This is a genomic window from Rhodoferax sp. ZS1R25 (assembly GCF_056521335.1).
The window spans coordinates 1,035,706-1,062,351 of record NZ_JBWMAZ010000002.1; the positions used below are offsets into that span (position 1 = coordinate 1,035,706).

Consider the following 26,646-nt stretch of genomic DNA (forward strand, 5'->3'; position numbering starts at 1 on the left):
GGGCATCGCGGCGCCATGTCAGCCATCGCAAAATGCGATGACAAAGTAACAATAGCCGTTGCAAAATCGCAATTCATCGCAAACCGCGATGCCATTAGTCCCATGAAAAGCACAGAACGCAGTTTTGCCCGCCGCATCGACCTGACATCGCTTCAGTTGTTCGTGGCCGTCTGCGAGTTGGGCAGCATTGCCAAGGCGGCGGAGCGTGAGTTCATCGCCCCTTCCGCTGTCAGCAAGCGCCTGAGCGATTTGGAGGCTACGCTGGACACCACGCTGCTGTACCGCCACACGCGCGGTGTGGACCTGACCCCGGCCGGCGAAAGCCTGCTGCACCATGCGCGTACCGTGCTGTTCAGCCTGGAAAAAATGCAAGGTGAGCTCAGCGAATACGCGGACGGCGTGCGCGGCCACGTGCGCATCCACGCCAGCATCTCCGCCATCGTGCAGTTTCTTCCCGAAGACCTGGGAGCCTTTAGCCGCGAGCACCGCGAAGTCAAAATCGACCTTGAAGAGCACCTGAGCAGCGAGGTGATTCGCGCCGTGCAGGAAGGCGCCGCGGACCTGGGCATTTGCAACACCGCAGGCGGCACCGGAGAGTTGCAGCGCCTGCCTTACCGCCAAGACCAGCTGGTGCTGATCGTGCCCGCCGGGCATCCGCTGACCGCGCACGACGCCCTCGCCTTTGAAGACGCCCTCGCGTTTGACTTGGTCGGCTTGCACTCCAACAGCTCCATTTACCTGACCATGCGCCAGGCCGCCGCCCAACTGGGCCGCACACTCAAACTGCGCATCCAAGTGACTGGCCTGGATGCCATGTGCCGCATGATCCACAACGGCCTGGGCATTGGCGTGATGCCGCAACAGGCTTTTACCCTCATGCAGGGCGTGGGCGCGCTGGTGTCCATCCCCCTGACTGACACCTGGGCTCAGCGCAGCATCGATTTGGTGGCACGCGATTTTTCCACCCTGCCGCGCACCGCGCGGCTGCTGGTCGACCACCTGACGCAACCCCCAACCATCCCCAGCCCCACGGCATAAAATCGAACACTCACAAGGAACACCATGGCAAGCACCAGCACGCAGACAAGTGGCCGTACGCTGTACGACAAATTGTGGGACGACCACGTCGTCCACACGGAAGAGGACGGCACGTCCATCCTCTACATTGACCGCCACCTGGTCCACGAAGTGACCAGCCCCCAAGCCTTTGAAGGCCTGCGCGTGGCCGGCCGCAAAGTCTGGCGCGTGAGCTCCATCGTGGCCACGGCCGACCACAACACGCCCACCACCGGCTGGGAACGCGGTTACGACGGCATCACCGACCCCACCAGCAAAGAACAGGTCATGACGCTGGACTCCAACATCAGCGAGTTCGGCTCTGCGGCTTACTTCCCTTTTCTGTCCAAACGCCAAGGCATCGTCCACGTTATCGGGCCTGAGAACGGCGCGACCTTGCCGGGCATGACCGTGGTCTGCGGCGACTCGCACACGTCCACCCACGGCGCATTTGGTGCGCTGGCCCACGGCATTGGCACCAGTGAGGTCGAGCACGTGATGGCAACTCAAACGCTGCTGGCAAAAAAAGCCAAGAACATGCTGGTGAAGGTAGACGGCGCGGTCGCCCACGGCATCACCGCGAAGGACATTGTCTTGGCCATCATCGGCAAGATCGGCACGGCCGGCGGCACGGGCTACACCATCGAATTTGGCGGCACCGCCATCCGTGCGCTGAGCATGGAAGGCCGCATGACCGTCTGCAACATGGCCATCGAAGCGGGCGCACGCGCGGGCTTGGTGGCTGTGGACGAAAAAACCATTGACTACGTCAAAGGCCGCCCACTGGCCCCCGGCGCGAACGCGGCCAGCCCCGAAGCCGCTGCCGTGGAATGGGACCAGGCTGTGGCGTTCTGGAAGACGCTGCATTCCGATGCGGGTGCGCATTTCGACACTGTGGTCGAACTGGATGCCAACCAAATCGTGCCGCAAGTGACCTGGGGCACCTCGCCCGAGATGGTGCTTGGGATCGACGCCCGCGTACCTGATCCGGACAAAGAAAAGGACGCCAACAAACGCGGCGCCATCGAACGTGCATTGACCTATATGGGCTTGGAGCCCGGCAAGGCGCTGGACGATCTGTTTGTCGACAAGGTCTTCATTGGCTCCTGCACCAACAGCCGCATCGAAGACATGCGCGAAGCTGCCGCAGTGGTGAAGAAGCTGGGCCAAAAAGTCGCCAAAAACATCAAACTGGCGATGGTGGTGCCGGGCTCCGGCCTGGTCAAGGACCAAGCGGAGCGCGAAGGCCTGCACGAAATCTTCAAGGCCGCGGGCTTTGAGTGGCGCGAGCCCGGTTGCTCCATGTGCCTGGCGATGAATGCGGACCGGCTGGAACCGGGTGAGCGCTGTGCCTCTACCAGCAACCGCAATTTTGAAGGCCGCCAGGGCGCCGGTGGTCGCACCCACCTGGTCAGCCCGGCGATGGCCGCCGCAGCCGCCATCCACGGCCACTTTGTCGACATCCGTAAGTTCAGCTAAGCCTTTGCACTCTAGGAGTACCCCTATGAAAACACTCATCACCCTGATCGCCGCATCGTTCCTGCTCATGCTGACCGCTTGCAATACCGTCAAAGGCGTGGGCCAGGACATCCAGAAGGCCGGCGAAAAAATTGAAGGCGCAGCCAAGAAATGAACAAATTCACCATCCACAAGGGCCTGGTTGCGCCCATGGACCGCGAGAACGTGGACACGGATGCCATCATCCCCAAACAGTTTCTCAAGTCCATCCGCAAGACAGGCTTCGGCCAAAACCTGTTTGACGAATGGCGCTACCTGGATGCGGGCTTTCCCGGTCAGGACCCGGCCAGCCGCAAACCCAACCCCGACTTTGTGCTGAACCAGCCGCGCTACGCGGGCGCATCCATCCTGCTGGCGCGCAAGAATTTCGGCTGCGGCTCCTCACGCGAACACGCGCCCTGGGCGCTGGACCAGTATGGCTTTCGCGCCATCATCGCGCCCAGCTACGCCGACATCTTCTTCAACAACAGCTTCAAAAACGGCATGTTGCCTATCGTGCTGACGGAAGCCCAGGTGGACCAGTTGTTCAACGAGGCCTTGGCGTTCCCCGGCTACCAGCTCACCATCGATCTGGAGCGCCAAGTCATCGTAAAGCCCCAGGGCGAAGAGATTCCTTTTGATGTGCAGGCCTTCCGCAAGTACTGCCTGATCAACGGCTTTGACGACATTGGTCTGACCCTGCGCCATGCTGACAAGATCAAGGCCTTCGAAGCCCAGCGTTTGGCACAAAAATCGTGGCTAGCCCGCACGATGACTGCGTGAGCAGCTACCAATTTAATAGCGAAATTTTGCGAGACAGATCTTTAGCTCTGTCCCCAACTGACCAGGAATATTTATGAAGATCGCAGTGTTGCCGGGTGACGGCATTGGTACCGAAATCGTCGCAGAAGCCGTCAAGGTGCTGAACGCGTTGGCCCTCCCCCTGGAAATGGAAACCGCTTTAGTGGGCGGTGTGGCTTACGACGCATATGGCCATCCCCTGCCCGAAGCCACTCTAAAGCTGGCCAAGGAAGCCGACGCCGTGCTGTTCGGCGCCGTAGGCGACTGGAAGTACGACAAGCTGGAGCGCCAGTTCCGCCCCGAACAGGCCATCCTGGGCCTGCGCAAGAACCTGGGCCTGTTCGCCAATTTCCGCCCCGCCATTTGTTACGAGCAACTGGTCGGTGCCTCCAGCCTCAAGCCTGAGCTGATTGCTGGTCTGGACATTCTCATCATCCGCGAACTGACGGGTGACATTTACTTCGGCCAGCCGCGCGGCCGCCGCATCGCCACCGATGGCCACTTCCCCGGTGCGGAAGAAGCCTTCGACACCATGCGCTACAGCCGCCCTGAGATCGAACGTATCGCCCACGTGGCCTTCCAGGCGGCCCAGAAGCGCAACAAGCGCGTGACCAGCGTGGACAAAAACAATGTGCTGGAAACCTCGCAGCTGTGGAAGGACGTGATGGTCGAAGTGGGCCAGCAGTACCCTGACGTAGAACTGGACCACATGCTGGTGGACAACGCCGCCATGCAACTGGTCAAGGCGCCCAAGAAGTTTGACGTGCTGGTGACCGGCAACATGTTCGGCGACATTCTCTCGGACGAAGCCTCGATGCTGACCGGCTCCATTGGCATGCTGCCTTCGGCCAGCCTGAACAGCAGCAACCAGGGCCTGTACGAACCCAGCCACGGCAGCGCGCCCGACATTGCCGGCAAAGGTATTGCCAACCCGCTGGCCACCATCTTGAGTGCCGCCATGATGCTGCGCTTCAGCCTGAACCAGGAAGCTGCCGCCTTGCGCATTGAAGCCGCGGTGAAAAAGGTGTTGGAGCAAGGGTTCCGCACGGCCGATATCTACAGCGAAGGCACCACCCGCACCAGCACCAAGGAGATGGGCGACGCCGTGGTGAAGGCGCTGGTGTAACGACCATCCGCAGGGCGACACACCGCGTTGTTGCCCTGCCACTTCAAAACCAATTCAGTCCGCGCGGGGCAAAAAATTCTTGTTTTGGGCTACAATAAACCCATGTTTGCCGCCCGCCCCCTCTCCTTGAGCATTGCTTCTGCCGCCCTGGCAAGCAAGGCCGCGCGCGCAACCATCACCAAAACCACGACCATTAAGGGCTGACCCAGCCTGGTTCGTCGTGCGCCCACCCGGCCAGACGAGCCGGGCAAACAGTCCATAAACACCCGTGTAAGAGCATCGTTTGTTTAACTATTTGAAAAGGCGTTGATATGAGCAAGTTGGTAGGTTTGGTCGGCTGGCGCGGCATGGTCGGCTCGGTTTTGATGGACCGCATGGTGCAAGAGAAGGATTTCGACCTGATCGAACCCCTGTTCTTCTCCACCAGCAACTCCGGCGGCAAGGCTCCGGCCTGGGCCAAGAACGAAACCACGCTGCAAGACGCCTTCAACATCGATGCGCTCAAGCGATGCGACATCATCATTTCTGCCCAAGGCGGTGACTACACCAGCGAAGTCTTCCCCAAGCTGCGTGCCGCCGGCTGGAATGGCCACTGGATTGACGCCGCCTCCACCCTGCGCATGGAAAAAGACGCGGTCATCATCCTGGACCCGGTCAACATGCCCGTCATCAAGGACGCGCTGGCCAAGGGCGGCAAGAACTGGGTCGGCGGCAACTGCACCGTGAGCTGCATGCTGATGGGTGTGGGCGCCCTCTACAAGGCCGGTCTGGTCGAGTGGATGAGCACCCAGACCTACCAGGCGGCTTCCGGCGGCGGTGCCCAGCACATGCGCGAACTGCTCACGCAATACGGCACGCTGAACGCCGAAGTCAAAGCCCTGCTGGACGACCCCAAGAGCGCGATTCTGGAGATTGACCGCAAGGTCATCGCCAAGCAGCGCGCGCTGACCAGCGCCGAAACCGCCAACTTCGGTGTGCCCCTGGGCGGCAGCCTGATCCCGTGGATCGACAAGGACCTGGGCAACGGCATGTCCAAGGAAGAGTGGAAAGGCATGGCCGAAACCAACAAGATTCTGGGCTTGGGCGAAGGCTTTGGCTCCAGCGCTATTCCTGTGGACGGCTTCTGCGTGCGTGTAGGTGCGATGCGCTGCCACAGCCAGGCCCTGACCTTCAAACTGAAGAAGGATGTGCCCGTGGCTGACATTGAGGCCATGATCGCCGCCGACAACGAGTGGGTCAAAGTGGTGCCCAACACCCGCGAAGCCACCATCCAGGACCTGACCCCCGTGGCGGTGACCGGCACCATGACCATTCCGGTGGGCCGCATCCGCAAGCTGGCCATGGGGCCGGAATACGTGGGCGCCTTCACCATCGGCGACCAGCTTTTGTGGGGCGCCGCAGAGCCTTTGCGCCGCATGTTGCGCATCCTGCTGGACGCGTAACAAGCTGTTACAGGACGTTGTCGCAAGGCAACATAAAGACCACCGGCAGATAGCGGACGGGGCAAGCTTTGAAAGTTAAAAGCTTTCTTAGCTTGTCAGCCTAAGACATTGATGTTATGGTACTTTTTACGTTTTGAGAGTCGGGCTTTATTGCCCGAAAACAGATAAGTAAATTGCCGCTCGCCTGAGCACCGGAGGCTAATAAATTGATCGCTAAGTCACATCGTTGGCAGAAGACCGCTGTTGCGGCTGCAGCCATTGCGCTACTCGGCTTGTCGGGAACCGGGGCATATGCGCTTTCGCTCGGTCGCCTTACGGTCCAGTCAGCGCTGGGCGAGCCCTTGCGTGCCGAAATCGAGATCCCGGACATCAACGCCGAAGAAGCTGCGTCCCTGAAAGCAGGCGTTGCCTTGCCAGACGCCTTTGTCGCTGCCGGGTTGGACTACAACCCCGCCATGTCCAGCCTGCAAGCCACGCTGGTACGCCGCGATGGCCGTTCTTTCCTGCGCCTGAGCAGTGACCGCACTATCAACGACCCCTTTGTCGATCTGATTTTGGAGGCCACCTGGTCGTCCGGGCGCATCGTGCGGGACTACACCCTGCTGTTTGACCCACCCGCCCTGCGCAAAGCACCCGCGGCACCCACGCTGGCCCAGACGCCTGCGGCACCAGCCACCAGCAACATCCCGCCGCGCACAGCACCTGCAACCAATGCCCAGCCTGCGGTCGAACCGGCTCCGCGCGTAGCAGCCACCAGCAAACCCAGCGCCCCACGTCCGGCCGCACCCGTGGCCGTCGCCAAAGCGCCCGCTGCCCCTGCAGACGGCGACAAGCAATTGGTTGTCAAAAAGGGCGACACCGCCAGCAAGATCGCTGGCAGCATTAAGCCCGCCGATGTGTCGCTAGACCAAATGTTGGTAGCCATGTTGCGTGCCAACCCCGATGCCTTTGTCCATGACAACCTGAACCGCATCCGCGCTGGCGCTGTCTTGAACGTGCCTACGGCCGAGAGCGCCCAAAGCGTGAGCGCCGCCGAAGCGTCCAAGCTGGTGGTGGCCCAAAGCAAGGACTTCAACGACTTCCGCCGCAACCTCGCGACCAATGCGCCCGCGGCTACCGTAGGCGCGGCCGACCGCAAAGCCAGCGGTGCCATCGAAGCCAAGGTTGAGGACAAAAAACCTGCGAGCACGACGCCCGACAAGCTCACGCTGTCCAAGGGCTCGGTCCAGAGCAAGGCCGATGAGGCCAAGATTGCCAAAGACCGCGAAGCCAAAGACGCTGCAGCGCGCGCCGCAGAAATCAACAAGAACATCAGCGATCTGAACAAGCTGGGCGCGGCCACCAAGCCCGCGGCAGCTGCACCCGCCGAGCCAGCACCTGCGGCCAAGCCAGCAACGCCCGCGCCTGCGGTTGCTGTGGCACCCGTACCCGCTCCAGTGGCAGCTACACCTGCGCCCGCAGCCTCTGCACCGGTAGCAGCCGTGTCGGCACCTGCTCCACAAGCAGCCGCTCCTGCCCCTAAGCCCAAAGTGGCCGTACCAGCGCCGGTGCAAGAAGAACCCGGACTGCTCGACGAGTTGCTGGCGGACCCCTTGGTGCCGGCAGGTGCTGTCGGTCTGCTGGCGTTGCTGGGCGGTTTTGCCGCCTACCGCATTCGCCAACGCAAGAAAAATTCCGCCCAGGTGGACAGCGCCTTCCTGGAAAGTCGCCTGCAACCAGACTCGTTCTTCGGCGCCAGCGGCGGACAGCGCATTGACACCAGCAACGGCCCTCCCAGCGCCTCCTCCATGGTGTACTCCGCCAGCCAACTGGATGCCGCCGATGACGTGGATCCGGTCGCTGAAGCCGATGTGTACCTGGCCTATGGCCGCGACCTGCAGGCTGAGGAAATCCTCAAAGAGGCGGTGCGTACCAACCCTGGGCGCCTGGCCATCCACACCAAGCTGCTGGAGATCTTCTCGAAACGCCGCGACACCCGCAGCTTTGAGACCACCGCAGCCCAAGCCTACAAGCTGACCGGTGCCAACAGCCCTGACTGGACCCGCATTTGCGAAATGGGCTTGGCGATTGACCCGACCAACGCGCTGTACCAACCAGGTGGCGCACCTGCGTCTGCCGGCGCAGCCCCAGCAGCCAGTGGAAACTCCAGCTTTGGTGCCAGCACCGTAGCCATGCCGGCCAGCGCGGCGGTGGCAGACAGCGGGGCCTCCGGCGTTGACCTCGATCTGGACCTGGACTTCTCGCTGGACGACGAACCCGCCAGCGCCATCAGCGATGTGACCGGTGGCACGATGAGCCCGTCCCCGTCCGCAGAACAGACGGTCAAGATGGAAGCCCAACCCCAGGACAACAGCCTGGACATGGACTTTGACCTGCCCGATACACCTGCCGTACAAGCAGCCCCCGTGCCCGTGCCCGTGCCGTCCATGCCCGAGATTTCCCTCTCGCTCGACGAGCTGGAAACCCCAATGTCGGCAGACGATGTACCCGCACCCAAGTTTGAACCCACAGGCCCCGCTCCCGTAGAGCCCGTGCTCGCGGCCAGCCCGACAGCGGACACCGGTTTGATGGAATTCGACCTGGGCTCCTTGTCCCTGGATCTGGATCCTCCGGCCGCTGCGCAAGCGCCTGACAGCGTTGGCGAAGACCCGCTGGAAACCAAGCTGGCGCTGGCCGAAGAGTTCATCTCCATCGGCGACGAAGATGGCGCCCGAGCGTTGATCGAAGAAGTGGTGTCCGAGGCCAGCGGCGACATGCGCGCCAAAGCCCAACGCGCCCTGGCCAAACTGAGCTAAGCCCTCCCCATGGAGGCTTGGCGCAAAACAGGATCCAGAGCTTGTGCGGATTGCCTTAGGCGTTAGCTACAACGGTGGGGCCTACCAGGGCTGGCAAAGCCAGTCATCCGGCCTCACCATCCAGGACAAACTAGAAACCGCGCTGGGCAAGTTCACTGCCCAGCGCGTTTCTACCTTGTGCGCTGGCCGCACCGATGCTGGGGTACACGGCCTGATGCAGGTGGTGCACTTCGACACCGAGCTGGACCGCGACACCTACTCCTGGGTACGCGGCACCAACGCCAACCTGCCGCGCGACATCGCGGTGCAGTGGGCCGTCAAAACCTCCCGAGAATTCCATTGCCGCGCCTCGGCCTTGTCGCGCCGCTATGCCTATGTGCTGCTCGAATCGACGATTCGCCCCAGCGTGGAATTTGGCCGCGTAGGCTGGACCTTTGGCGCCTTGGACCACGATGCGATGCGCCAGGCCGCTGACATTTTGCTGGGCGAACACGACTTCAGCTCCTTCCGTGCCTCGCAATGCCAGGCGCTCAGCCCGGTGAAAAACCTGCTGGAGATCAGCCTGAACAAGCGCGGCGCCTACTGGCGCATCGAGTTCGAGGCCAATGCCTTCCTGCACCACATGATCCGCAACATCATGGGCTGCCTGGTGCAGATTGGCCAGGGCAAGAAGCCGCCCGAATGGATGGCCGAGGTGCTGGCCGCGCGCGACCGCAAGGCCGCGGCGCCCACCTTTTCGCCCGACGGTCTGTACTTTCTGGGCCCACGCTACGACGCCCAGTGGGGCATGCCCGACCGCACGCCTGCGTATGATGCGTTGCCATGAGGACCCGAATCAAGATCTGCGGCCTGACCCGCGAACAGGATGTAGACGCTGCCGTGGCCGCGGGCGCCGATGCCATCGGTTTTGTGCTGTACCCCAAGAGCCCACGCGCCATCACGCCGCAGCGCGCGGCTGAACTGGCCAAGCGCTTGCCGCCCTTCATCACCCCCGTGCTGCTGTTCGTCAATGCATCTGCTACAGAAGTGATAGCTGCCAGCGCAATGATTCCGGGGGCCACCATCCAATTTCATGGTGATGAGAGCCCGCAGGACTGCCTGGATGCCACCGGCAACGGTGCACGCCCCTACCTGCGCGCGGCCCGTATTCCGCTGGGGGATGACGCGCAGGCCTTTGACCTCGTAAAATACGCACACGATTATTCGAACGCCCAAGCCATCCTGTTAGACGCCCATGTGGACGGCTACGGTGGTGGTGGCAAAACATTCAATTGGTCACTTCTTCCTCCAAGCGTCAACGCTCACCTCGTCTTGAGTGGTGGACTCACCAGTGCAAACGTGGGCGATGGCATCACGTCGGTACGGCCGCGCTGTAAAACGCTGGCCGTGGACGTGAGCTCCGGCGTGGAAGCCGTGGACGCTCAGGGCAAGCCCAAGAAGGGCATCAAAGACCCCGCAAAGATTTTCCAGTTCGTAGCCGCCGTGCGCGCTGCGGACCAGTCATTTCAATAATCTCCGGTACGGACGGCACCCAGTGCCAGATCCGTCCGGTCACGGATGGAAAACCATGTACGACTACCAGCAACCCGACGCCAAAGGCCACTTTGGTAAATACGGCGGCAGCTTTGTCTCCGAAACGTTGACGCACGCGATCAATGAGCTGAAAGATGCTTACGCCAAGTACCAGCACGACCCGGCCTTCCTGGCCGAATTCCAGTCCGAGCTAGCGCACTACGTAGGCCGCCCTTCCCCGGTCTACCACGCGGACCGCATGAGCCGTGAAATGGGCGGCGCGCAGATCTTTTTGAAACGCGAAGACCTGAACCACACCGGCGCCCACAAGGTGAACAACACCATCGGCCAAGCCATGCTCGCCAAACGCATGGGCAAGCCGCGTGTGATTGCCGAAACCGGCGCTGGCCAGCACGGTGTGGCTACCGCCACCATCTGCGCCCGCTACGGCCTGGAATGTGTGGTCTACATGGGCAGCGAAGACGTGAAACGCCAAAGCCCCAACGTCTACCGCATGAAACTGCTGGGCGCGACGGTTGTGCCCGTGACCAGCGGCAGCAAGACGCTGAAGGATGCTCTGAATGAAGCCATGCGCGACTGGGTCGCCAATGTGGACAACACCTTCTACATCATTGGCACCGTGGCCGGCCCACACCCTTATCCCATGATGGTGCGCGACTTCCAGAGCGTGATCGGCAACGAGTGTTTGGTGCAGATGCCAGAAATGCTGAAGGCAGCGGGTTGCAAGACCGAGCAGCCCGACGCGGTGATCGCCTGCGTAGGCGGTGGCTCCAACGCCATGGGTATCTTCTACCCCTACATTCCGTTCGAGAACACCCGCCTGATCGGCGTGGAAGCGGCTGGTGAAGGCCTGGACAGTGGCAAACACAGCGCCAGCATCCAGCGCGGCAGCCCGGGCGTGCTGCACGGCAACCGCACCTATGTGCTGCAGGACGACAACGGCCAGGTGACCGAGACGCACAGCATCAGCGCCGGCCTGGACTACCCTGGCGTAGGCCCGGAACACGCTTTCTTGGGTGATATCGGTCGCGCAGAGTACGTGGGCATCACCGACAAGGAGGCCTTGGACGCTTTCCACTACCTGTGCCGCACCGAGGGCATCATCCCCGCGCTCGAATCCAGCCACGCAGTCGCCTATGGCATGAAGCTGGCCAAGACCATGCGCGCGGACCAGTCCGTGTTGATCAACCTCTCTGGCCGCGGTGACAAGGACATTGGTACTGTCGCCGATCTGTCGGGTGATGACGTCTATGACCGCCCTTCGATGCGCGGCCACGTGGTGAAGGGAGCATGAGCATGGGACGCATTGACTCTACTTTCTCCGCCCTCAAAGCCCAGGGCCGCAAGGCGCTGATTCCTTTTGTTACCGCGGGCTACCCCTACGCGGACGTGACACCCGAACTCATGCACGCCATGGTGGCGGGCGGCGCCGATGTGATCGAGCTGGGCGTGCCCTTCTCCGACCCCAGTGCCGACGGCCCGGTGATCCAGAAGGCCGGCGACAAGGCGCTGGCCTTTGGCATTGGCCTAGTGCAGGTGATTGCCATGGTGCGCGAATTCCGCAAGACCAACAGCACCACGCCCGTCGTGCTGATGGGCTACGCCAACCCCGTGGAGCGCTACGACCAGAAACACGCCAAGGCCGGCATCAGTAGCCCGTTCGTCAAGGACGCAGCTGAAGCCGGTGTAGATGGCGTCTTGATCGTCGACTACCCGCCCGAAGAATGCGAGGCCTTTGCGGCCGACCTGCGCGCACATGGCATGGACTTGATATTTTTGCTGGCACCCACCAGTACCGATGAACGCATGGCCCAGGTGGCGCGTGTGGCAAGCGGCTATGTGTATTACGTGTCGCTGAAGGGCGTGACTGGCTCGGGTGCTCTGGATGTGGGCGCCGTGGAAGCCATGCTGCCACGCATCCGCCAGCACATCAGCACGCCCGTGGGCGTGGGCTTTGGCATCCGCGATGCGGCCACGGCACAGACGATTGCCAAGGTATCGGACGCCGTAGTGATTGGCAGCAAGATCATCCAGCTGCTGGAAGACCAGCCGCGCGACCAAGTAGGCCCTACAGCGCAGGCCTTCCTGCGCGAAATCCGCACGGCCATGGACCAGGGCTAAGCCCTAAAAAGCACCGGGGGCGGTTTCGCGGATAATCGCCCCCTGTTGGTTGGACGCCCGCTTGGGCACTGCAAGGAGACCTGAAATGAGCTGGTTGGAAAAACTGCTACCCCCGAAGATTCAGCAAACCGATCCTGCGGATCGCCGCAGCGTGCCAGAAGGCCTGTGGATCAAGTGCCCCAGCTGCGAAACCGTGCTTTACAAGACCGATCTGGAGCAAAACCAGAACGTTTGCCCCAGCTGCAGCCACCACCACCGCATTGGCGCCCGCGCGCGCCTCAACGCATTCCTGGACAACGAAGGCCGTTTCGAAATTGGCCAGGAAGTCCTGCCCGTGGATGCCCTGAAGTTCAAGGACAGCCGCAAATACCCAGAACGCCTGAAAGAAGCGCTGGAAAACACCGGTGAGACCGATGCACTGATCGTCATGGGCGGTGCCGTGCACGGCATCAGCCTGGTGGCCGCGTGCTTTGAATTCGAATTCATGGGCGGATCGATGGGTTCCGTGGTGGGCGAGCGCTTTGTGCGCGGCGTCGAAACCGCCATCGAACAAAAAGTGCCCTTCCTGTGCTTCACCGCCACTGGCGGTGCGCGCATGCAGGAAGGTTTGCTGTCGCTCATGCAAATGGCCAAGACCAACGCATCGTTGACCCGCCTGGCCAAGAAGGGCCTGCCCTATATCAGCGTGCTGACCGACCCGACTATGGGCGGCGTGAGTGCGGGCTTTGCCTTCCTGGGCGATGTGGTGATTGCCGAGCCCAAGGCGCTGATCGGCTTTGCGGGCCCGCGCGTGATCGAATCCACCGTGCGCGTGACGCTGCCCGAAGGCTTCCAGCGCGCTGAGTTTTTGCAGACCAAGGGTGCGATCGACTTCATCTGCGACCGCCGCGAACTGCGCAAGACCGTGGCCGACACCCTGGCCATGCTGCAGCGCCAGCCGGCGGATGCGGTGATCTAAACCAGATCGACACTACCAAAACAAAGAGGCCCAAATGGGCCTCTTTTGCTTGGCGCCAGGACGCCTATCCGGCCGTGGCCACCAGCACCATGGCCTGCAACGAGCCCAGCACGATCATGGCGATCTGGATCAGCACCAACAGAACCAGGGGCGACAGGTCGACACCGCCCACCAGCGGCAACACCCGGCGGATGGGGGTTAGCGGCGGCTGCACCAGGCGCTCCAGCACATCCGACAAATAGGACTGGGTTTGCACCCACGACAGCACGGCGTAGACCAGCACCAGGCCCGTCAGAGCGGACAGCCCCATGCGCACCACGCCGAACAGGGCGAGCACCACGACTGACACCAGGCTGGCGCCCAGGCCATTGAGTAGCCACAGGATGGAGAACTGCGCCAGCTGAATCAAAAAGGCGCCCACCAGGCTGGCCGTGTCCCACCGGCCCATAGCGGGCAGCACCCGGCGCAGCGGCAGCACCAACCAGTCGGTCAGGGCGAACACAAAGCGCCCCAGCGGGTTGCCCGAGCGCGCGGACAGGGGAATGCGCTGGTGCTGCATATACAGCCGCAGTAGACAGGTGCTGGTGAGCAAACCGGCGGCAACTTCGAGCAACAGGGAAATGATTTGGTAGAGCATGGCGAGATTGGGGCAGTGCGTGCGCATCATAGCGGCAGCCACCCCTCTTACAATGGAGGGTTACGGCCAAAGCCCCACGGCTTGGCTGGTTCTGCCACCGTACACCTACCACCCCATGTCTGACCAAAACCAAGCTGCTCCCGCCCCGCAAGACGAAAACCAGTTGATCCTGGAGCGCCGTGAAAAACTCAAGGTCTTGCGCCAGCAGCAGGCCGAGGGCAAGGGTGTGGCCTTCCCCAACGACTTCCAGCCCGAGAACAAGGCGGCGGAGCTGTTTGAGGCCTACAACGAGAAGACGGCCGAAGAGCTGGTGGCCCTGGGCACCACAGCCAAGGTGGCCGGCCGCATGATGCTCAAGCGCGTGATGGGCAAGGCCAGCTTCTGCACGCTGCAGGATGCGTCCTTTGGCCCCAGCGGTGGCCGCATCCAGCTCTATGTGCGCGGTGAAGACGTGGGCGTGGACCTGTACGCCGCCTTCAAACACTGGGACCTGGGCGACATCGTGGCCGCCGAGGGCACGCTGTTCAAGACCAAGACCGGCGAGCTGTCCATCCACGCCACCAGCATCCGCCTGCTGACCAAAAGCCTGCGCCCCATGCCCGACAAGTTCCACGGCATGGCGGACCAGGAAACCAAGTACCGCCAGCGCTATGTGGACTTGATGACCGATGTGGAGGCGCGCAAGCGCTTTGTGGCACGCAGCAAGGCCGTCAGCGCGCTGCGCGAGTTCATGGTCGGCCACAACTTCCTGGAAGTGGAAACGCCCATGCTGCACCCCATTCCCGGTGGTGCCAACGCCAAGCCCTTCAAGACCCACCACAACGCGCTGGACCAGGAAATGTTCCTGCGCATTGCGCCCGAGCTATACCTCAAGCGCCTGATCGTCGGTGGCTTTGACCGCGTGTTCGAGATCAACCGCAGCTACCGCAACGAAGGCATCTCGGTGCGCCACAACCCCGAGTTCACCATGATGGAGTTCTACGCGGCGTACTGGAACTACCAGGACCTGATGGACTACACCGAGAAGCTGATCCGCGACGCGGCCCAGCGCGCCACCGGCTCGCTGCAGCTGACCTACGCCGGCAAGCCGGTGGACCTGGCCCAGCCGTTTGAACGCCTGACGATTGTGGAAGCCATCCGCAAATACACCGAAGCGGGTGACAACGTCGAGAACGCCGAGTGGCTGACCAACGCGCTCAAGAAGCTGGGCCTGAACGAAGCCAAAAACAAGCTCGCCGGCCGTACGCTGGCCAGCCTGCAAGTGCTGTACTTTGAAGAGACCGTGGAAGAGAAGCTCTGGAACCCCACCTTCATCATGGAGCACCCCACCGAGATCTCGCCGCTGGCCCGCGCCAACGACGACCGCCCCGAGGTGACAGAGCGCTTTGAGCTCTACATCACGGGCCGCGAATTCGGCAACGGCTTCTCCGAGCTGAACGACGCCGAAGACCAGGCCGCCCGCTTCAATGCGCAGGTGGCCGCCAAGGACAGTGGCGACGACGAAGCCATGTTCTACGACCACGACTTTGTCCGCGCGCTGGAATACGGCATGCCCCCCACCGGCGGCTGCGGCATTGGTATCGACCGCCTGATGATGCTGCTGACAGACAGCGCCAGCATCCGTGACGTGATTCTGTTCCCCGCCCTGCGCCGCGAGGTTTGACTCAGGTTTGAAGCAAAATAGGCCCCTAGCCCCCGCGGAATCTGCGCGAGCAGCTATGAAAACGGTAGCAACGCCCACGCTGCGCTACCTGAATGGCTACCCCGCAGACGCGCTGGGCCAGGTGCAACGCATGTTGGAAGAAGGCCGCGTAGACAGCTGGCTGACCCAGCGCTACCCACAGGCCCATGGCGTGCGAACCGACAAGGTGCTGTACGACTATGTGCAGGACATCAAGTCGGATTACCTGCGCAGCGCCGAACCACTCTCCAAGGTCGCGTTTGACAGCAAGCTGCATGTGGTGAAGAACGCGTTGGGCACGCACACCACCGTCTCCCGCGTGCAGGGCAACAAGCTCAAAAGCAAACGCGAGATCCGCGTGGCCAGCCTGTTCAAGGATACGCCCGAACCCTTCCTCAAGATGATTGTGGTGCACGAGCTGGCCCACTTGCGTGAGCGCGAGCACGACAAGGCCTTCTACCAGCTCTGCACCCACATGGAGCCCAGCTACCACCAGCTGGAGTTTGAGGTGCGCATCTACCTCACGCACCTGGAAGCCACGGGCGAGCGGTTATGGACAGCCGCCTGATCTGCTTCAACAAACCCTATGGGGTGCTGAGCCAGTTCACGCCCGAGGGCCGCTGGCGCGGGCTCAAAGACTTTATCGATATTCCCGGCGTATACGTGGCCGGTCGGCTGGATGCGGACAGTGAAGGCCTGCTGCTGCTCACCAACAACGGCAAGCTACAGGCCCGCATCAGCGACCCGCGCCACAAGATGGAAAAGACCTACTGGGTGCAGGTGGAGGGCGAGCCCGATGAGGCCGCGCTGGAAGCCCTGCGCCGTGGTGTGCAGCTCAACGATGGCCCCACCCTGCCCGCCCACGCACAATTGATTGCAGAGCCCGCCCCACTCTGGGAACGCACACCGCCCGTACGTGTGCGCCAGTCCATCCCCACCCATTGGCTGGAGCTGGTGATCCGTGAGGGCCGCAATCGCCAGGTGCGCCGCATGACGGCAGCCGTGGGCTATCCCACGCTGCGGCTGATTCGCGCGGCGATTGGGCCCTACACGCTGGAAGGCTTGGCACCGGGAGCGCTGCGCGATGCGCCACTCCCTTAGAAGTTAGCGTGGCTTACGCAGCGGCGTGAGCAAGTCGCTCAGCCCGTTGTGGTCTATCTCGTGCATCAATTGCAGCAAGCGGCCGATCTCGCTCTTTGGAAAACCCTCGCGCGCAAACCAGTTCAGGTAGTCGCCGGGCAGGTCGGCAATCAGGCGGCCCTCGTACTTGCCAAAGGGCATGGCCCGCTCCACCAACCTCTGAAGATCTTCGGCTTGCATGCCTAGCCACCCGCCCGCTTGACCGTGTGGCCCTGCGCCTGCAGCAGCTGCATCACGCGCTCCACATGGTCGCCCTGTACTTCAATCACACCGTCTTTCACGGTGCCGCCCGAACCACAGGCCGCCTTGAGCTGCTTGCCCAGTGCCACCAGCTCGGCATCGTCCAGCGGCACGCCACGCACCAGGGTTACGCCCTTGCCGGCCCGACCCTTGGTCTCGCGCGACACGCGCACCACGCCATCGCCAGCCGGACGCTTGGGCGTGTTGCAGGTGCAAGCAGCGATGGCTTGACGGCACACCGGGCAGGTGCGTCCCACCTCAGTGGAGTACACCAGGCCGCCCAGATCGGACAAGGAAAGTTTCGCCATAGCGATGTGTGCCCCGAAAACGCCAAAATCAAAGATCGGCAATGGTAACGGATGCCCCTTGCGCTCACAGCGACCCAGCCGTCCTATTCACTATCATTTTGATAGCTGTCCGCGCACCAAAGACGTGTGCTGTGTGCGAAAATGGTGCCTACTCTGTCCGCTATGTCCAAAAACTCACCCACCTCCCGCCAAAGCGTTTGGGCCACCAAGGTCCTGGCCATCGTTCAAGGTGGCAACAGCCAGGCCGCGCTGGCACAAATCAAGGTCGCCCCGACCGTAAAAGACCTGCAACAGCTGCGCAAACTGATGCTTGCCAACAACCTGCTGGCCAAGCACCGCCTGCTGGAAGAGGCCATCGATGCCAACTTGGCGTTGTTGGCCGCACCGCGCCTCCACCGCTCCCCTTGACCATGTTCCAGACACCCCACCCCGACATCCTGCGGGGGCCCGAGCGCGCCGACCTGGTGCGCTCCGAAGTGCTGGCCGACCTGTTTGAGGCAACCGCCCAGCAATACCCCGACAGCACGGCCCTGGTGTTTGGCGACCAGTCGCTGAGCTACCTGGCGCTAGACACGCACGCTGACACCGTGGCCGCGCACCTGCTGGTGGCCGGTGTGGCGGCGGGCGACATCGTAGGCCTGTGGCTGCCGCGGGGGCTGGACCTGCTGGTCATGCAACTCGGCATTGCCAAAGCAGGTGCCGCCTGGCTGCCGCTGGATGCCGACACCCCGGTGGACCGCATTGCAGTGTGCCTGGAGGACGCAGGAGCCAAAGGCCTGGTGAGCTGCGCAGCATTCGCGCCGCGCATGGCGCACACCCCCCATACGGTGTGGACCGCAGAAGCACTGAGCGAACCGATAGCCCAGCCGCAGCGGCGCAGTGGCGTGCTGCCCACGCACCCAGCCTACGTGATTTACACCTCTGGCTCCACAGGGAGGCCCAAGGGCATTGCCATCAACCAGGGCAGTATTTGCCACTTTTTGCGCAGCGAGAACACGCAGTTGGGCGTGCGCCATGGGGACCGGGTGTACCAGGGCTTCTCGGTGGCGTTTGACATGTCGTTCGAGGAGATCTGGATCAGCTACCTGGCAGGCGCCACCGTGTGGATTGCGCCCAAGGAAATCGCGTCGGACCCCGAAAACCTGCCTGGTGTGCTGGCTGCCAACGGCATCACCGTGCTACACGCCGTGCCCACACTCTTGGCCCTGTTCAACCAGGACGTGCCTAACCTGCGCACCATCAACCTGGGTGGCGAAATGTGCCCGCCCGCGCTGGTGGAGCGCTGGGCACGGCCAGGCCGCCAGGTGTTCAATACCTATGGCCCGACGGAGGCCACCGTGTCGGCCAGCCTGGCTGAACTGCACGCGGGCGAGCCCGTCACCATTGGCCGCCCCCTGCCCAACTACAGCCTGCTGGTCATCGCTCCGCAAACCGAATCTGGGCTCACGCTGCTGCCCTGCGGCGAAGTGGGAGAACTCTGCATCACCGGCCCCGGCGTGGCTGCAGGCTACCTGGGCCGGCCCGATCTGACGGCCGACAAATTTCTGCCCAATCCCTGGGCCAACAGCGAACAAGACGCGCGCCTGTACCGCACGGGTGACCTGGCCCGCATCGACGCCGACGGCCAGGTGCAGTGCTTGGGCCGCACGGACGACCAGGTGAAGATCCGCGGCTTCCGCGTGGAGCTGGGCGAGATCGAATCGGCGCTGGCCGACCAGGCCGGCGTGGGCGCGGCGGCCGTGGTGCTGCGCCCCGAAGACGGTGTGGACCAGTTGATCGCCTTCATCACCCCCGACACAGGCGCGACGCTGAGCAGCAGCGCCCTGCGCGCAGCGCTGGCCCGGCGGCTACCGCCATATATGGTGCCCGGCTATTTTGAGACGGTAGCCACCATGCCGCGGCTTACCTCCGGCAAGATTGACCGCAATGCGCTCAAGGTGCGGCCGCTCACCGCGGCCAACACATCCGAGGCGTCCGACACACCGACTACGCCGGCGGAAGAGGTGCTGTTTTCCTCACTGGCCAAGCTGTTTCCCGGCCAGGCCATCGTGCGCAGCGCCGACTTTTTTGCCGACCTGGGCGGCCACTCACTATTCGCTGCGCGCCTGGCGTCCAGCTTGCGCGCCCACCCAGGCTTTGCGCATGTGACGGTGCGCGATATTTACCAGCACCGCAGCGTGGGGGCCATTGCGCAAGCCATCGGCGCCGCCCATGGCAAGGCCCAGGCGGTGGATACCACCTGGACACCACCCAGTGCCTTTCAGCGCTGGCGCTGCGGCTTGGCCCAGGCGGCGGCAGTGCCCTGGCTAGTGGCCATGCGCATGGCGCAGTGGCTGGCTCCGTTTTTTGCATACCACTTCTTTACCGGTGAACCCGAAGACTCGCTGTGGGTAGCCACGGGCGCCTCGGTGCTGGCCTACCTGGTCGCCACGCTGCTGGAATTTGCCGTGGCCATCGCGGGCAAGTGGCTGCTGGTTGGCAGGCTGCAAGCGGGCCAGTACCCGCTGTGGGGCCTGACCTACTACCGCTGGTGGCTGTCCGACCGCCTGCTGGAAGCCGCACCCACCTATTTGCTCAGCGGCTCGTCGCTCTATGTGTGGTGGCTGCGCGCACTGGGTGCACGCATTGGCGATGAGGTGGTGATTGGCTCCATGACGCTGCGTGCGCCCGACCTGCTGCAGGTGGGCAACGGCGCCAGCATTGGCAACGCCGTGAACCTGGAAAACGCCCGCGTGGAACATGGCGTGCTGCACCTGGGCACCATCGCTCTGGGCAACCACAGCTGCGTGGGCTCTTATGCAATTCTGGAAGGCAACACCACGGTGCAAGACTGGGGCCACCTGGAGGGCCAGTCGGCACTCTGCGATGGAGACACCGTGCCCGCAGGGCGCGTCTGGCAAGGCTCGCCCGCGCGAGATGCAGGCGCGTTTGATACCGCGAGCCTACGGCCGCGTCCTGCGGTCACGGGCTTGCGCAGCATGGTGGAAGGCACGTACTTTGTGCTGGGCGCCTTGTTGATCACCACCTTGTTCTTCTTGCCCGTGTTTCCCTCTTTTGTGCTGATCGACTGGATTGACGACGTGGAGCGCTTCCCGTTTCTGGCGAGCACCGATATCTGGTTTCAGCTGACCAAGTATTTCCTGCTGGCCTTCCCAGCTGCCGCCGTGTTGATTGTTTGTACCGCACTGCTCTCGGCCGGCATCCGCTGGTCAGTGTTGCCGCGCCTGAAGCCGGGCAGCTGGCCGGTGCACAGCACGCTGTACTGCGCCAAGTGGCTGGTAAACCAGATTCAGGAGTCCAGCTTGCATGTACTGCACGGTGTGTACGCCACGCTGTACGCACCCTGGTGGTACCGCCTGCTGGGTGCCAAGGTGGGCCGCGATGCCGAGATTTCGTCGGCTCTGGGCTTGGTGCCCGACATGCTGACACTGGGCGACGAAACTTTCATCGCCGACGCGGTGATGCTGGGCGATGAACACATTGACGGCGGCTGGATGACCATGCGGCCTACCGTCATTTCCAAGCGCAGCTTTGTGGGCAACGGTGCGTACATCCCCGACGGCACCACGCTGCCCGAGAACGTGCTGATTGGTGTGCACTCTACGGTGCCAGCCAATGACCGTATCCGCAGTGGCGACACTTGGCTGGGGTCACCACCCTTGCACTTGCCTGCACGCGAAGAGACCGCCGGTTTCCCGGAGCGACTGACCTTTCACCCCTCCGCTACGCGGCGCTTGGCGCGGGGGCTGATTGAGGCCTTCCGCATCGTGTCGCCACACGCCATCGTGATCTCGGTGGGCTACACCATCGTGCTGAACGTGATGCCACTGGCCGGGGACGGACGCTGGGGCCAGGTCATTGCCTACCTGACGCTCACGGGCCTGCTCTATGGCCTGGGGACGTTTGTATTTGTGTGGGTACTCAAGTGGCTGTTGATGGGTCGCTACCGCCAGCGCAGCATGCCCATGTGGACCCCGTTTGTCTGGTTATCCGAAGGCGTGACCAATTTGTACGAGGGCATTGCCGTGCCCAACTTCATGCGCTACCTGCGCGGAACGCCGTGGTTGCCTTTGGCGTTCAACCTGCTGGGCAGCCGCATCGGCAAGGGTGTGTACATGGACACCACGGACATCACCGAATTTGACTGTGTGCACATCGGAGACCACAGCGAACTGAACGCGCTGAGCTGCCCCCAAACCCATTTGTTTGAAGACCGCGTGATGAAGATTGACCACGTGCACATTGGTGCCCGTGTGTACATCGGACCGCGCGGCGCGGTGCTGTACAGCGCCAGCGTGGCCGACGATGCATGGTTGGGACCCCTGACCCTGGTGATGAAGGGCGAGAGCATTCCCGCTGCATCGCGCTGGAGCGGCTGCCCTGCGGCGCCTACGCAGGCCGGGGCCTAGCGCCTCAGAAAACATGGGCACCACGGCGGCACACCCTTGGCATGCCTATGCGTGGCCGGGTGAGACTGACCAAGTGCTGGCGGCTTTGCAGCAAGACCAGGGCGTTGTGATCTACCTCCTGCTGCCGCACGGCATACCTCGCGATGAAGCACGTGGCGCCATGCGCCTGGCACTGCGCCAAGCACTGGCCTTGTGGCTGGATTGCTCCATGGACAGCGTGGCGTTGTCCGCACATGCCGGTGCGCCTCTGCGCATTGAGCACCCCAGTACCGCCACACAGGTGTCCATCAGCCATGAAGATGGACTGTCGGTCGCCGCCATCCACCCCTACCGTGCCATAGGCGTAGATGTACTCGCCACCACCACACCTCCTTGGGCGAATGAATGCCACGCACTGGCGCGCGACTACCTGGGCCCACAAACGACGGCGCAATTGGCTACGCTGCCAGCAGCGCAAAGCATCACCGCATTTGGCGCCGCATGGACGCAATGGGAAGCTGGCTTGAAGAGCTGCGGCCTGGGATTAAGCGAATGGACTTCAACGCTGCAAGGCAATGCGGACCGCTGCGACATCAGGTGGTTGGAACTGCCGGAGGGCTACTGCGGGGCAGTGTCTTTACATCCCGGCGGAGCGCCCTAAAGAAGGGACACAGTGTCTTCTACAATGCCTGGGATAGTTGGATACAAAAGCCTTGCGTAAACACAATAAAAAGCGACGCAAGGCCATGTCTAACAAATCTCAGGGGCAGTCCATTTGAAACACCACCATTGGGTTGGCGCAGGCCTGCTCGCGCTGGGCCTTGTCGCGTGCGCTGAGTCTCCGGCCTCTGCTGCGAAAACATCCCAAGTCCTACCGGCCGCGGTGCGCTTGGTCATCCGCTTCAAAGAAGCAAACAGTGTGTGGACCGCGTCGGACCTCGCTCAATTGCAAACGCGCCTGTTGGCGGACATCAGCCCCATTGCTGCGGTGTCCGAGAACACGTGGACATATCGGGTAGTGCCGCCAGCGGGGCGTGATCTGGACAGGATTCTCGGTATCTTGCGTACCCGTCCAGAGGTGGTTCACGTGGATGTGGACAGCAAAGCCCGCAACCCTTGAAAATCCAACACATGCCTCGAATGAAAACGGCGTTGATCGCCACAGTGATTGCGGGTGGGCTTGGAGCATCCTGGCTGGCCACTTCGCAAACCGATGGATGGCAGGAGTCGAAGTTCACAGCAAGCCCTGCTACATCGGTGGCCAAAGCATCCATGACTGGCTACAGCCGCCTGATCGTGAAATTCAAGGAAGAGACGCAAGCAAAGACCGATCAAACTGCCGCCGGACAAGTCGATGCGCATACCCGCATCAACACTTTCAATGCCGGAGGCGGCATGCAAGTCTTGGGACAAAAGGCAATCACGCTGACCTACCTGAAGTCGGTATCGGAACAAGCCCAGGTGGTGCAAACCGACCAACCTTTGAGCCGGGCCGAGATGAAAGCACTGACACAACAGCTCGCACAGGACGCACGGGTGGAATATGCCGAAATCGACGAAAAGGTTTTTGCCCATTTTGCCCCCAATGATCCGGACTATGCGGCCAGCCAATGGGCCTGGAAATCATCGGGCAGCAACCTGGGTGCCACCAACACCGACAGTGCCTGGAATAAAAGCACGGGCGGACAACCCGTCAGTGGGGCTGGGGTGGTGGTTGCAGTGCTGGATACCGGCTATGTGACCCATGCAGATTTGACGGCCAACCTCTTGCTGACTGGCTACGATTTTGTCTCTGCCGACACTTTGCCCTATTCGCCCTTCAGCACCGCCAACGATGGCAATGGACGAGATTCGGATGCCGCAGACCCTGGCAACTGGAATACCAACACAGGCAACGGTTGCTCCGTCTCTAACTCTGGTTGGCACGGTACCCGGGTCGCCGGCATCGTAAGTGCAGTGGGCAACAACAGTACGGGCATGATCGGCGTCGCATATGGTGCAAAAGTGTTGCCCGTGCGCGTATTGGGCGTATGCGGTGGCTACGTGTCTGACATCGCTGCCGGCATGCGTTGGGCAGCGGGCATCGCGCTCAGCGGGGTTCCGGCAAATGCTCACCCGGCCAAAATTCTCAACCTCAGCCTGGGCAGCTCTGGCACATGCCTGAGCACATTCCAGGATGCCGTCAACGATGTGCGCGCAGCCGGCAGCATCGTGGTGGCGTCGACGGGCAACGACGGCAGCATCACCAGCATCAGCCAACCGGCCAACTGCCAAGGAGTGATTGCTGTCACGGCCCACATGCTGACTGGGGATAGTCCCAGTTTTGCAAATGACGGGCCTGGCACAACCCTCAGCGCACCAGGCGTCAGCATCTACGGCACCTTGAACTCCGGCACGACCACTCCAGCCGCATCCCCGGGCGGGGATAGCTATGTCGCTGCGAACGGCACCAGCTTCGCCGCTCCCATGGTGTCTGGCGTTGCAGCCTTGCTGTTGCAAATCAAGCCGACCATGGGCGTCAACGAACTGACTTCACGCTTAGTCGATTCCGTGCGTGCCTTTCCTTCGGGCACTTACTGCTTCAACAAGACAAGTTGTGGCGCTGGCATGCTGGACACTGATGCTGCCACTGCCCTGGTTTTGGCAGACACCGCCCCGACGACCACCGCCACCGCCAACAAAACCGACCCCGTGGCGCGGAGCACCTTGGTCACGTTGACGGGTACAGCCACTGCGGGGGCAAACGGCACGGGGATCAGTACCGTGGGCTGGACGCAGGTCTCCGGACCCACCGTGTCCCTGTCTGGGGCCAACACCAGCACGGCCACGTTCACGACCCCGGCCACATCAGACACTGTCGGCCTGACCTTCCGGTTTCAAGCCACCTCGGTATCTTCCGGCAATTCCAATAGCCTAGTCTCTATCAACATGGTCTCGGCCCCCAACCCGGTGGCCAGCTCGGGCGGAGGCGGTGGAGGCGGCTCCATGAACTGGATGGACATCCTCGCGCTGTTGATGATCGGGCTAGCGAGTATGGCGCTGCGCCGCCTGCCAGTTGCGCCACAGCAAGGGGAGTAGCACGGCAACTACCCCACCGGTCGCGCCTGCCGCATGTGCAGGGTAGTACGTGGGGATGCCCAGCCATCCGGGTGTAGCCGCTGCGCCCGCCAAGGGCTGGACGAGCAGTTTGACCAGCAACGCCAGAAGAAGGCCTGCCCCCACAGCACGCCGTCGCCAGTCTGACTTTATTGCGCACAACGCCCCTACGGCAGCCCCGGCCAGCACACCGTGCAACGCCCCCGAAGCGCCGGCGTAGTACTGACAGTTGCGGTCTAACACCAGCACCACCGCCACACCCGCGTAGCCGCCCAGTAACGCCAACAGCTGCTGGCGCACCGGCACCCATGGCGCCAGCAACCAGCACAGCAGCACGGCCGCCATCGCGTTGAGGGCTGCATGCGCTTGGCTCAAATGCACCCACTGCGCGGTGAGCAATTGCCAAACCGCCCCGTCGGCAAAGGCCGGGCGAGATAAGCGAAGTGCCTCAGCCAGCCCGGGCCACAGCTGCAGCCCGATAGCCACCGCCGCAAACGCCCCACCCCAGCACACGCGGCCGGGGCGCAAGGCATTGGGCACGGGCGCCGTCCTCAGGCAATCCAGTCCAACGCCTGCATGTATTCGGGGTGCACCATCAGGTCGTCCCAGGCTAATGCAGGCGTGGTGGGGAGCAAAGCGCGGCGGCGGGCTTCGCTGGCTTCCAGCGCTTGCCACTGGCCTTTCAGTTGGGCTTCTGTCAGCCCTTCGATCAGCTCGTCCACTGCCTTGCCACCGCCCTCTGCGCTGGGCAGGGACTGGTTGCACAGCAGCACCAGGTCGCAACCCGCGTTCAGTGCCACCACAGCCGCCTCGGTGTAGCTAACCTGCTTGCCGTCAATCAGCCGCGCGCCAGCCATAGACAGGTCGTCGCTGAAGATGGCGCCCGTGAAGCCCAGTTGGGCGCGCAGGATGTCGTTGAGCCAAGTGCTGGAGAAGCCGGCCGGCCGGGCGTCCACCTTGGGATAGATCACGTGGGCGGGCATCACGCTGCTGGTCACGGTGTTGAGCCAGCGGTAAGGAGCGGCATCGTCGGCCAGGATGGCCTTGAGGCTGCGCTTGTCCACCGGGATCTCGGTGTGCGAATCGGCTTTGACGAAGCCGTGGCCAGGGAAGTGTTTGCCGCAGTTGCCCATGCCGCTTTTGTGTAAACCATGCATCAGGCTCTTGGCCAGCAGGCTGACAACGCGTGGGTCGCGGGCAAAGGCGCGGTCACCAATGACGCTGCTCTCGCCATAGTCCAGGTCCAGCACGGGGGTGAAGCTCAGGTCCACACCGCAGGCGCGCAGCTCAGCCCCCAGCACATACCCGGTGGCTGTGGCGGCGTTGGTAGCGTCCAGCGGGCCGGCTTTCTTGGTCGATACGGTGCCAGCTGCTTCACGCAACCACATCTCACCCAGGGCGCGCATGGGCGGCAGGTGGGTGAAGCCATCGGTCTTGAAGCGCTGTACGCGCCCGCCTTCATGGTCCACGCAGATCAGCAGATCAGCGCGCACCTTTTTGATGTCACGGCACAAGGCGGTGAGCTGTTCGCGGTTCTGCCAGTTGCGGGCGAACAGGATCATGCCGCCCACCAGCGGGTGTTTAAGGCGCTGGCGATCCAGCTTGGTCAGGCTGGTGCCAGCGATATCGATGATCAGGGGAGCGTGAAAGGCCATGGTTCGGGATTCCAGTTGCTATTTATTTAGGAGCTGCTCGCACATATTTTACGGGGGCTAGAGACCTTTTTACCTCCAAAACCCCGAGCACAAAGTGTTGTTTCCTGTCCATAGTCAAAAAAATGGCCGAACTCTGCCAATTTGTTACAGACAGAAAAAAGCGGTGGCTGAT

The 26,646-nt window shown here is 62.5% G+C and carries 24 protein-coding genes; 19 read left to right on the forward strand and 5 right to left on the reverse strand.

Annotation, left to right across the window (positions count from 1 at the left end; translation table 11 throughout):
• Window positions 1-102: 102 nt before the first annotated feature.
• The 12 genes from AC097R_RS15655 (at window position 103) to accD (ending at window position 13,329) form a co-directional block, all read left to right on the forward strand.
• A complete protein-coding gene (locus AC097R_RS15655) occupies window positions 103-1,038 on the forward strand; it encodes a LysR family transcriptional regulator (RefSeq protein ID WP_479599057.1) in 936 nt (311 codons plus the stop codon).
• Between the two features lie 24 nt (window positions 1,039-1,062).
• On the forward strand, window positions 1,063-2,535 hold the full coding sequence (leuC, locus tag AC097R_RS15660) for a 3-isopropylmalate dehydratase large subunit (protein ID WP_479599058.1): 1,473 nt from the start codon (window positions 1,063-1,065) through the stop codon (window positions 2,533-2,535).
• A gap of 25 nt (window positions 2,536-2,560) precedes the next feature.
• Window positions 2,561-2,689 (forward strand): entericidin A/B family lipoprotein, encoded by a 129-nt coding sequence (locus tag AC097R_RS15665; protein WP_479599059.1) that lies wholly within the window; start codon window positions 2,561-2,563, stop codon window positions 2,687-2,689.
• The gene (leuD, locus tag AC097R_RS15670) at window positions 2,686-3,336 is read left to right on the forward strand and encodes a 3-isopropylmalate dehydratase small subunit (protein ID WP_479599060.1); all 651 of its coding nucleotides are present in this window, start codon (window positions 2,686-2,688) and stop codon (window positions 3,334-3,336) included. Before AC097R_RS15665 ends, leuD begins: the two co-directional genes overlap by 4 nt.
• A 73-nt stretch (window positions 3,337-3,409) precedes the next feature.
• Window positions 3,410-4,480: a 3-isopropylmalate dehydrogenase gene (gene leuB, locus AC097R_RS15675; protein ID WP_479599061.1), complete on the forward strand. Its 1,071-nt coding sequence runs from the start codon at window positions 3,410-3,412 to the stop codon at window positions 4,478-4,480.
• A gap of 311 nt (window positions 4,481-4,791) precedes the next feature.
• The gene (asd, locus tag AC097R_RS15680; protein WP_479599062.1) at window positions 4,792-5,922 is read left to right on the forward strand and encodes an aspartate-semialdehyde dehydrogenase; all 1,131 of its coding nucleotides are present in this window, start codon (window positions 4,792-4,794) and stop codon (window positions 5,920-5,922) included.
• A 272-nt stretch (window positions 5,923-6,194) separates the two neighbouring features.
• Window positions 6,195-8,717, forward strand: coding sequence for a motility hub landmark protein FimV (locus AC097R_RS15685; protein ID WP_479599560.1), 2,523 nt, complete (start codon window positions 6,195-6,197; stop codon window positions 8,715-8,717).
• 43 nt (window positions 8,718-8,760) lie between these two features.
• The gene (gene truA, locus AC097R_RS15690; protein WP_479599063.1) at window positions 8,761-9,543 is read left to right on the forward strand and encodes a tRNA pseudouridine(38-40) synthase TruA; all 783 of its coding nucleotides are present in this window, start codon (window positions 8,761-8,763) and stop codon (window positions 9,541-9,543) included.
• The gene (locus tag AC097R_RS15695) at window positions 9,540-10,229 is read left to right on the forward strand and encodes a phosphoribosylanthranilate isomerase (protein ID WP_479599064.1); all 690 of its coding nucleotides are present in this window, start codon (window positions 9,540-9,542) and stop codon (window positions 10,227-10,229) included. The genes truA and AC097R_RS15695 overlap by 4 nt, the downstream gene beginning before the upstream one ends.
• Window positions 10,230-10,284: 55 nt before the next feature.
• Window positions 10,285-11,544: a tryptophan synthase subunit beta gene (trpB, locus tag AC097R_RS15700; RefSeq protein ID WP_479599065.1), complete on the forward strand. Its 1,260-nt coding sequence runs from the start codon at window positions 10,285-10,287 to the stop codon at window positions 11,542-11,544.
• A 2-nt stretch (window positions 11,545-11,546) separates the two neighbouring features.
• Window positions 11,547-12,371 carry a tryptophan synthase subunit alpha gene (gene trpA / locus AC097R_RS15705; RefSeq protein ID WP_479599066.1) on the forward strand — a complete coding sequence of 275 codons (825 nt, stop codon included), beginning with the start codon at window positions 11,547-11,549 and terminating at the stop codon, window positions 12,369-12,371.
• Between the two features lie 85 nt (window positions 12,372-12,456).
• Entirely contained in the window at window positions 12,457-13,329 is an 873-nt protein-coding gene (gene accD, locus AC097R_RS15710; protein WP_315493901.1) for an acetyl-CoA carboxylase, carboxyltransferase subunit beta, read from the forward strand.
• Between the two features lie 64 nt (window positions 13,330-13,393).
• Here the strand turns inward: accD and AC097R_RS15715 are convergent, their stop codons facing one another.
• A complete protein-coding gene (locus AC097R_RS15715) occupies window positions 13,394-13,966 on the reverse strand; it encodes a YggT family protein (protein WP_479599068.1) in 573 nt (190 codons plus the stop codon).
• A gap of 115 nt (window positions 13,967-14,081) precedes the next feature.
• Between AC097R_RS15715 and lysS the strand changes: the two genes are divergently transcribed.
• Genes lysS through AC097R_RS15730 form a run of 3 tightly spaced genes read left to right on the forward strand, consistent with a single transcriptional unit; the run spans window position 14,082 to window position 16,748 of the window.
• The gene (lysS, locus tag AC097R_RS15720; RefSeq protein WP_479599069.1) at window positions 14,082-15,629 is read left to right on the forward strand and encodes a lysine--tRNA ligase; all 1,548 of its coding nucleotides are present in this window, start codon (window positions 14,082-14,084) and stop codon (window positions 15,627-15,629) included.
• Between the two features lie 55 nt (window positions 15,630-15,684).
• A complete protein-coding gene (locus tag AC097R_RS15725) occupies window positions 15,685-16,215 on the forward strand; it encodes a YgjP-like metallopeptidase domain-containing protein (protein WP_479599070.1) in 531 nt (176 codons plus the stop codon).
• Window positions 16,200-16,748: a pseudouridine synthase gene (locus tag AC097R_RS15730; RefSeq protein ID WP_479599071.1), complete on the forward strand. Its 549-nt coding sequence runs from the start codon at window positions 16,200-16,202 to the stop codon at window positions 16,746-16,748. The genes AC097R_RS15725 and AC097R_RS15730 overlap by 16 nt, the downstream gene beginning before the upstream one ends.
• Window positions 16,749-16,751: 3 nt before the next feature.
• On the opposite strand, the gene AC097R_RS15735 is transcribed toward AC097R_RS15730, so the two are convergent.
• A complete protein-coding gene (locus AC097R_RS15735; RefSeq protein ID WP_479599072.1) occupies window positions 16,752-16,967 on the reverse strand; it encodes a DUF3820 family protein in 216 nt (71 codons plus the stop codon).
• 2 nt (window positions 16,968-16,969) lie between these two features.
• A complete protein-coding gene (locus AC097R_RS15740) occupies window positions 16,970-17,335 on the reverse strand; it encodes a translation initiation factor Sui1 (RefSeq protein ID WP_479599073.1) in 366 nt (121 codons plus the stop codon).
• Window positions 17,336-17,497: 162 nt separating this feature from the next.
• Between AC097R_RS15740 and AC097R_RS15745 the strand changes: the two genes are divergently transcribed.
• From AC097R_RS15745 to AC097R_RS15760, 4 genes are all read left to right on the forward strand, one after another.
• Entirely contained in the window at window positions 17,498-17,743 is a 246-nt protein-coding gene (locus AC097R_RS15745; protein WP_310341541.1) for a hypothetical protein, read from the forward strand.
• A 2-nt stretch (window positions 17,744-17,745) separates the two neighbouring features.
• The gene (locus AC097R_RS15750) at window positions 17,746-21,744 is read left to right on the forward strand and encodes a Pls/PosA family non-ribosomal peptide synthetase (RefSeq protein WP_479599074.1); all 3,999 of its coding nucleotides are present in this window, start codon (window positions 17,746-17,748) and stop codon (window positions 21,742-21,744) included.
• A 13-nt stretch (window positions 21,745-21,757) separates the two neighbouring features.
• On the forward strand, window positions 21,758-22,384 hold the full coding sequence (locus AC097R_RS15755) for a 4'-phosphopantetheinyl transferase family protein (RefSeq protein ID WP_479599075.1): 627 nt from the start codon (window positions 21,758-21,760) through the stop codon (window positions 22,382-22,384).
• A gap of 470 nt (window positions 22,385-22,854) precedes the next feature.
• Window positions 22,855-24,801: a S8 family peptidase gene (locus AC097R_RS15760; RefSeq protein WP_479599076.1), complete on the forward strand. Its 1,947-nt coding sequence runs from the start codon at window positions 22,855-22,857 to the stop codon at window positions 24,799-24,801.
• On the opposite strand, the gene rrtA is transcribed toward AC097R_RS15760, so the two are convergent.
• Together rrtA and nagZ are read right to left on the reverse strand one after the other, a co-directional pair.
• Window positions 24,748-25,359 (reverse strand): rhombosortase, encoded by a 612-nt coding sequence (rrtA, locus tag AC097R_RS15765; RefSeq protein ID WP_479599077.1) that lies wholly within the window; start codon window positions 25,357-25,359, stop codon window positions 24,748-24,750. The two genes, AC097R_RS15760 and rrtA, sit on opposite strands and share 54 nt — an antisense overlap.
• 11 nt (window positions 25,360-25,370) lie before the next feature.
• Window positions 25,371-26,474 (reverse strand): beta-N-acetylhexosaminidase, encoded by a 1,104-nt coding sequence (gene nagZ, locus AC097R_RS15770; RefSeq protein WP_479599078.1) that lies wholly within the window; start codon window positions 26,472-26,474, stop codon window positions 25,371-25,373.
• Between the last annotated feature and the right edge of the window lie 172 nt (window positions 26,475-26,646).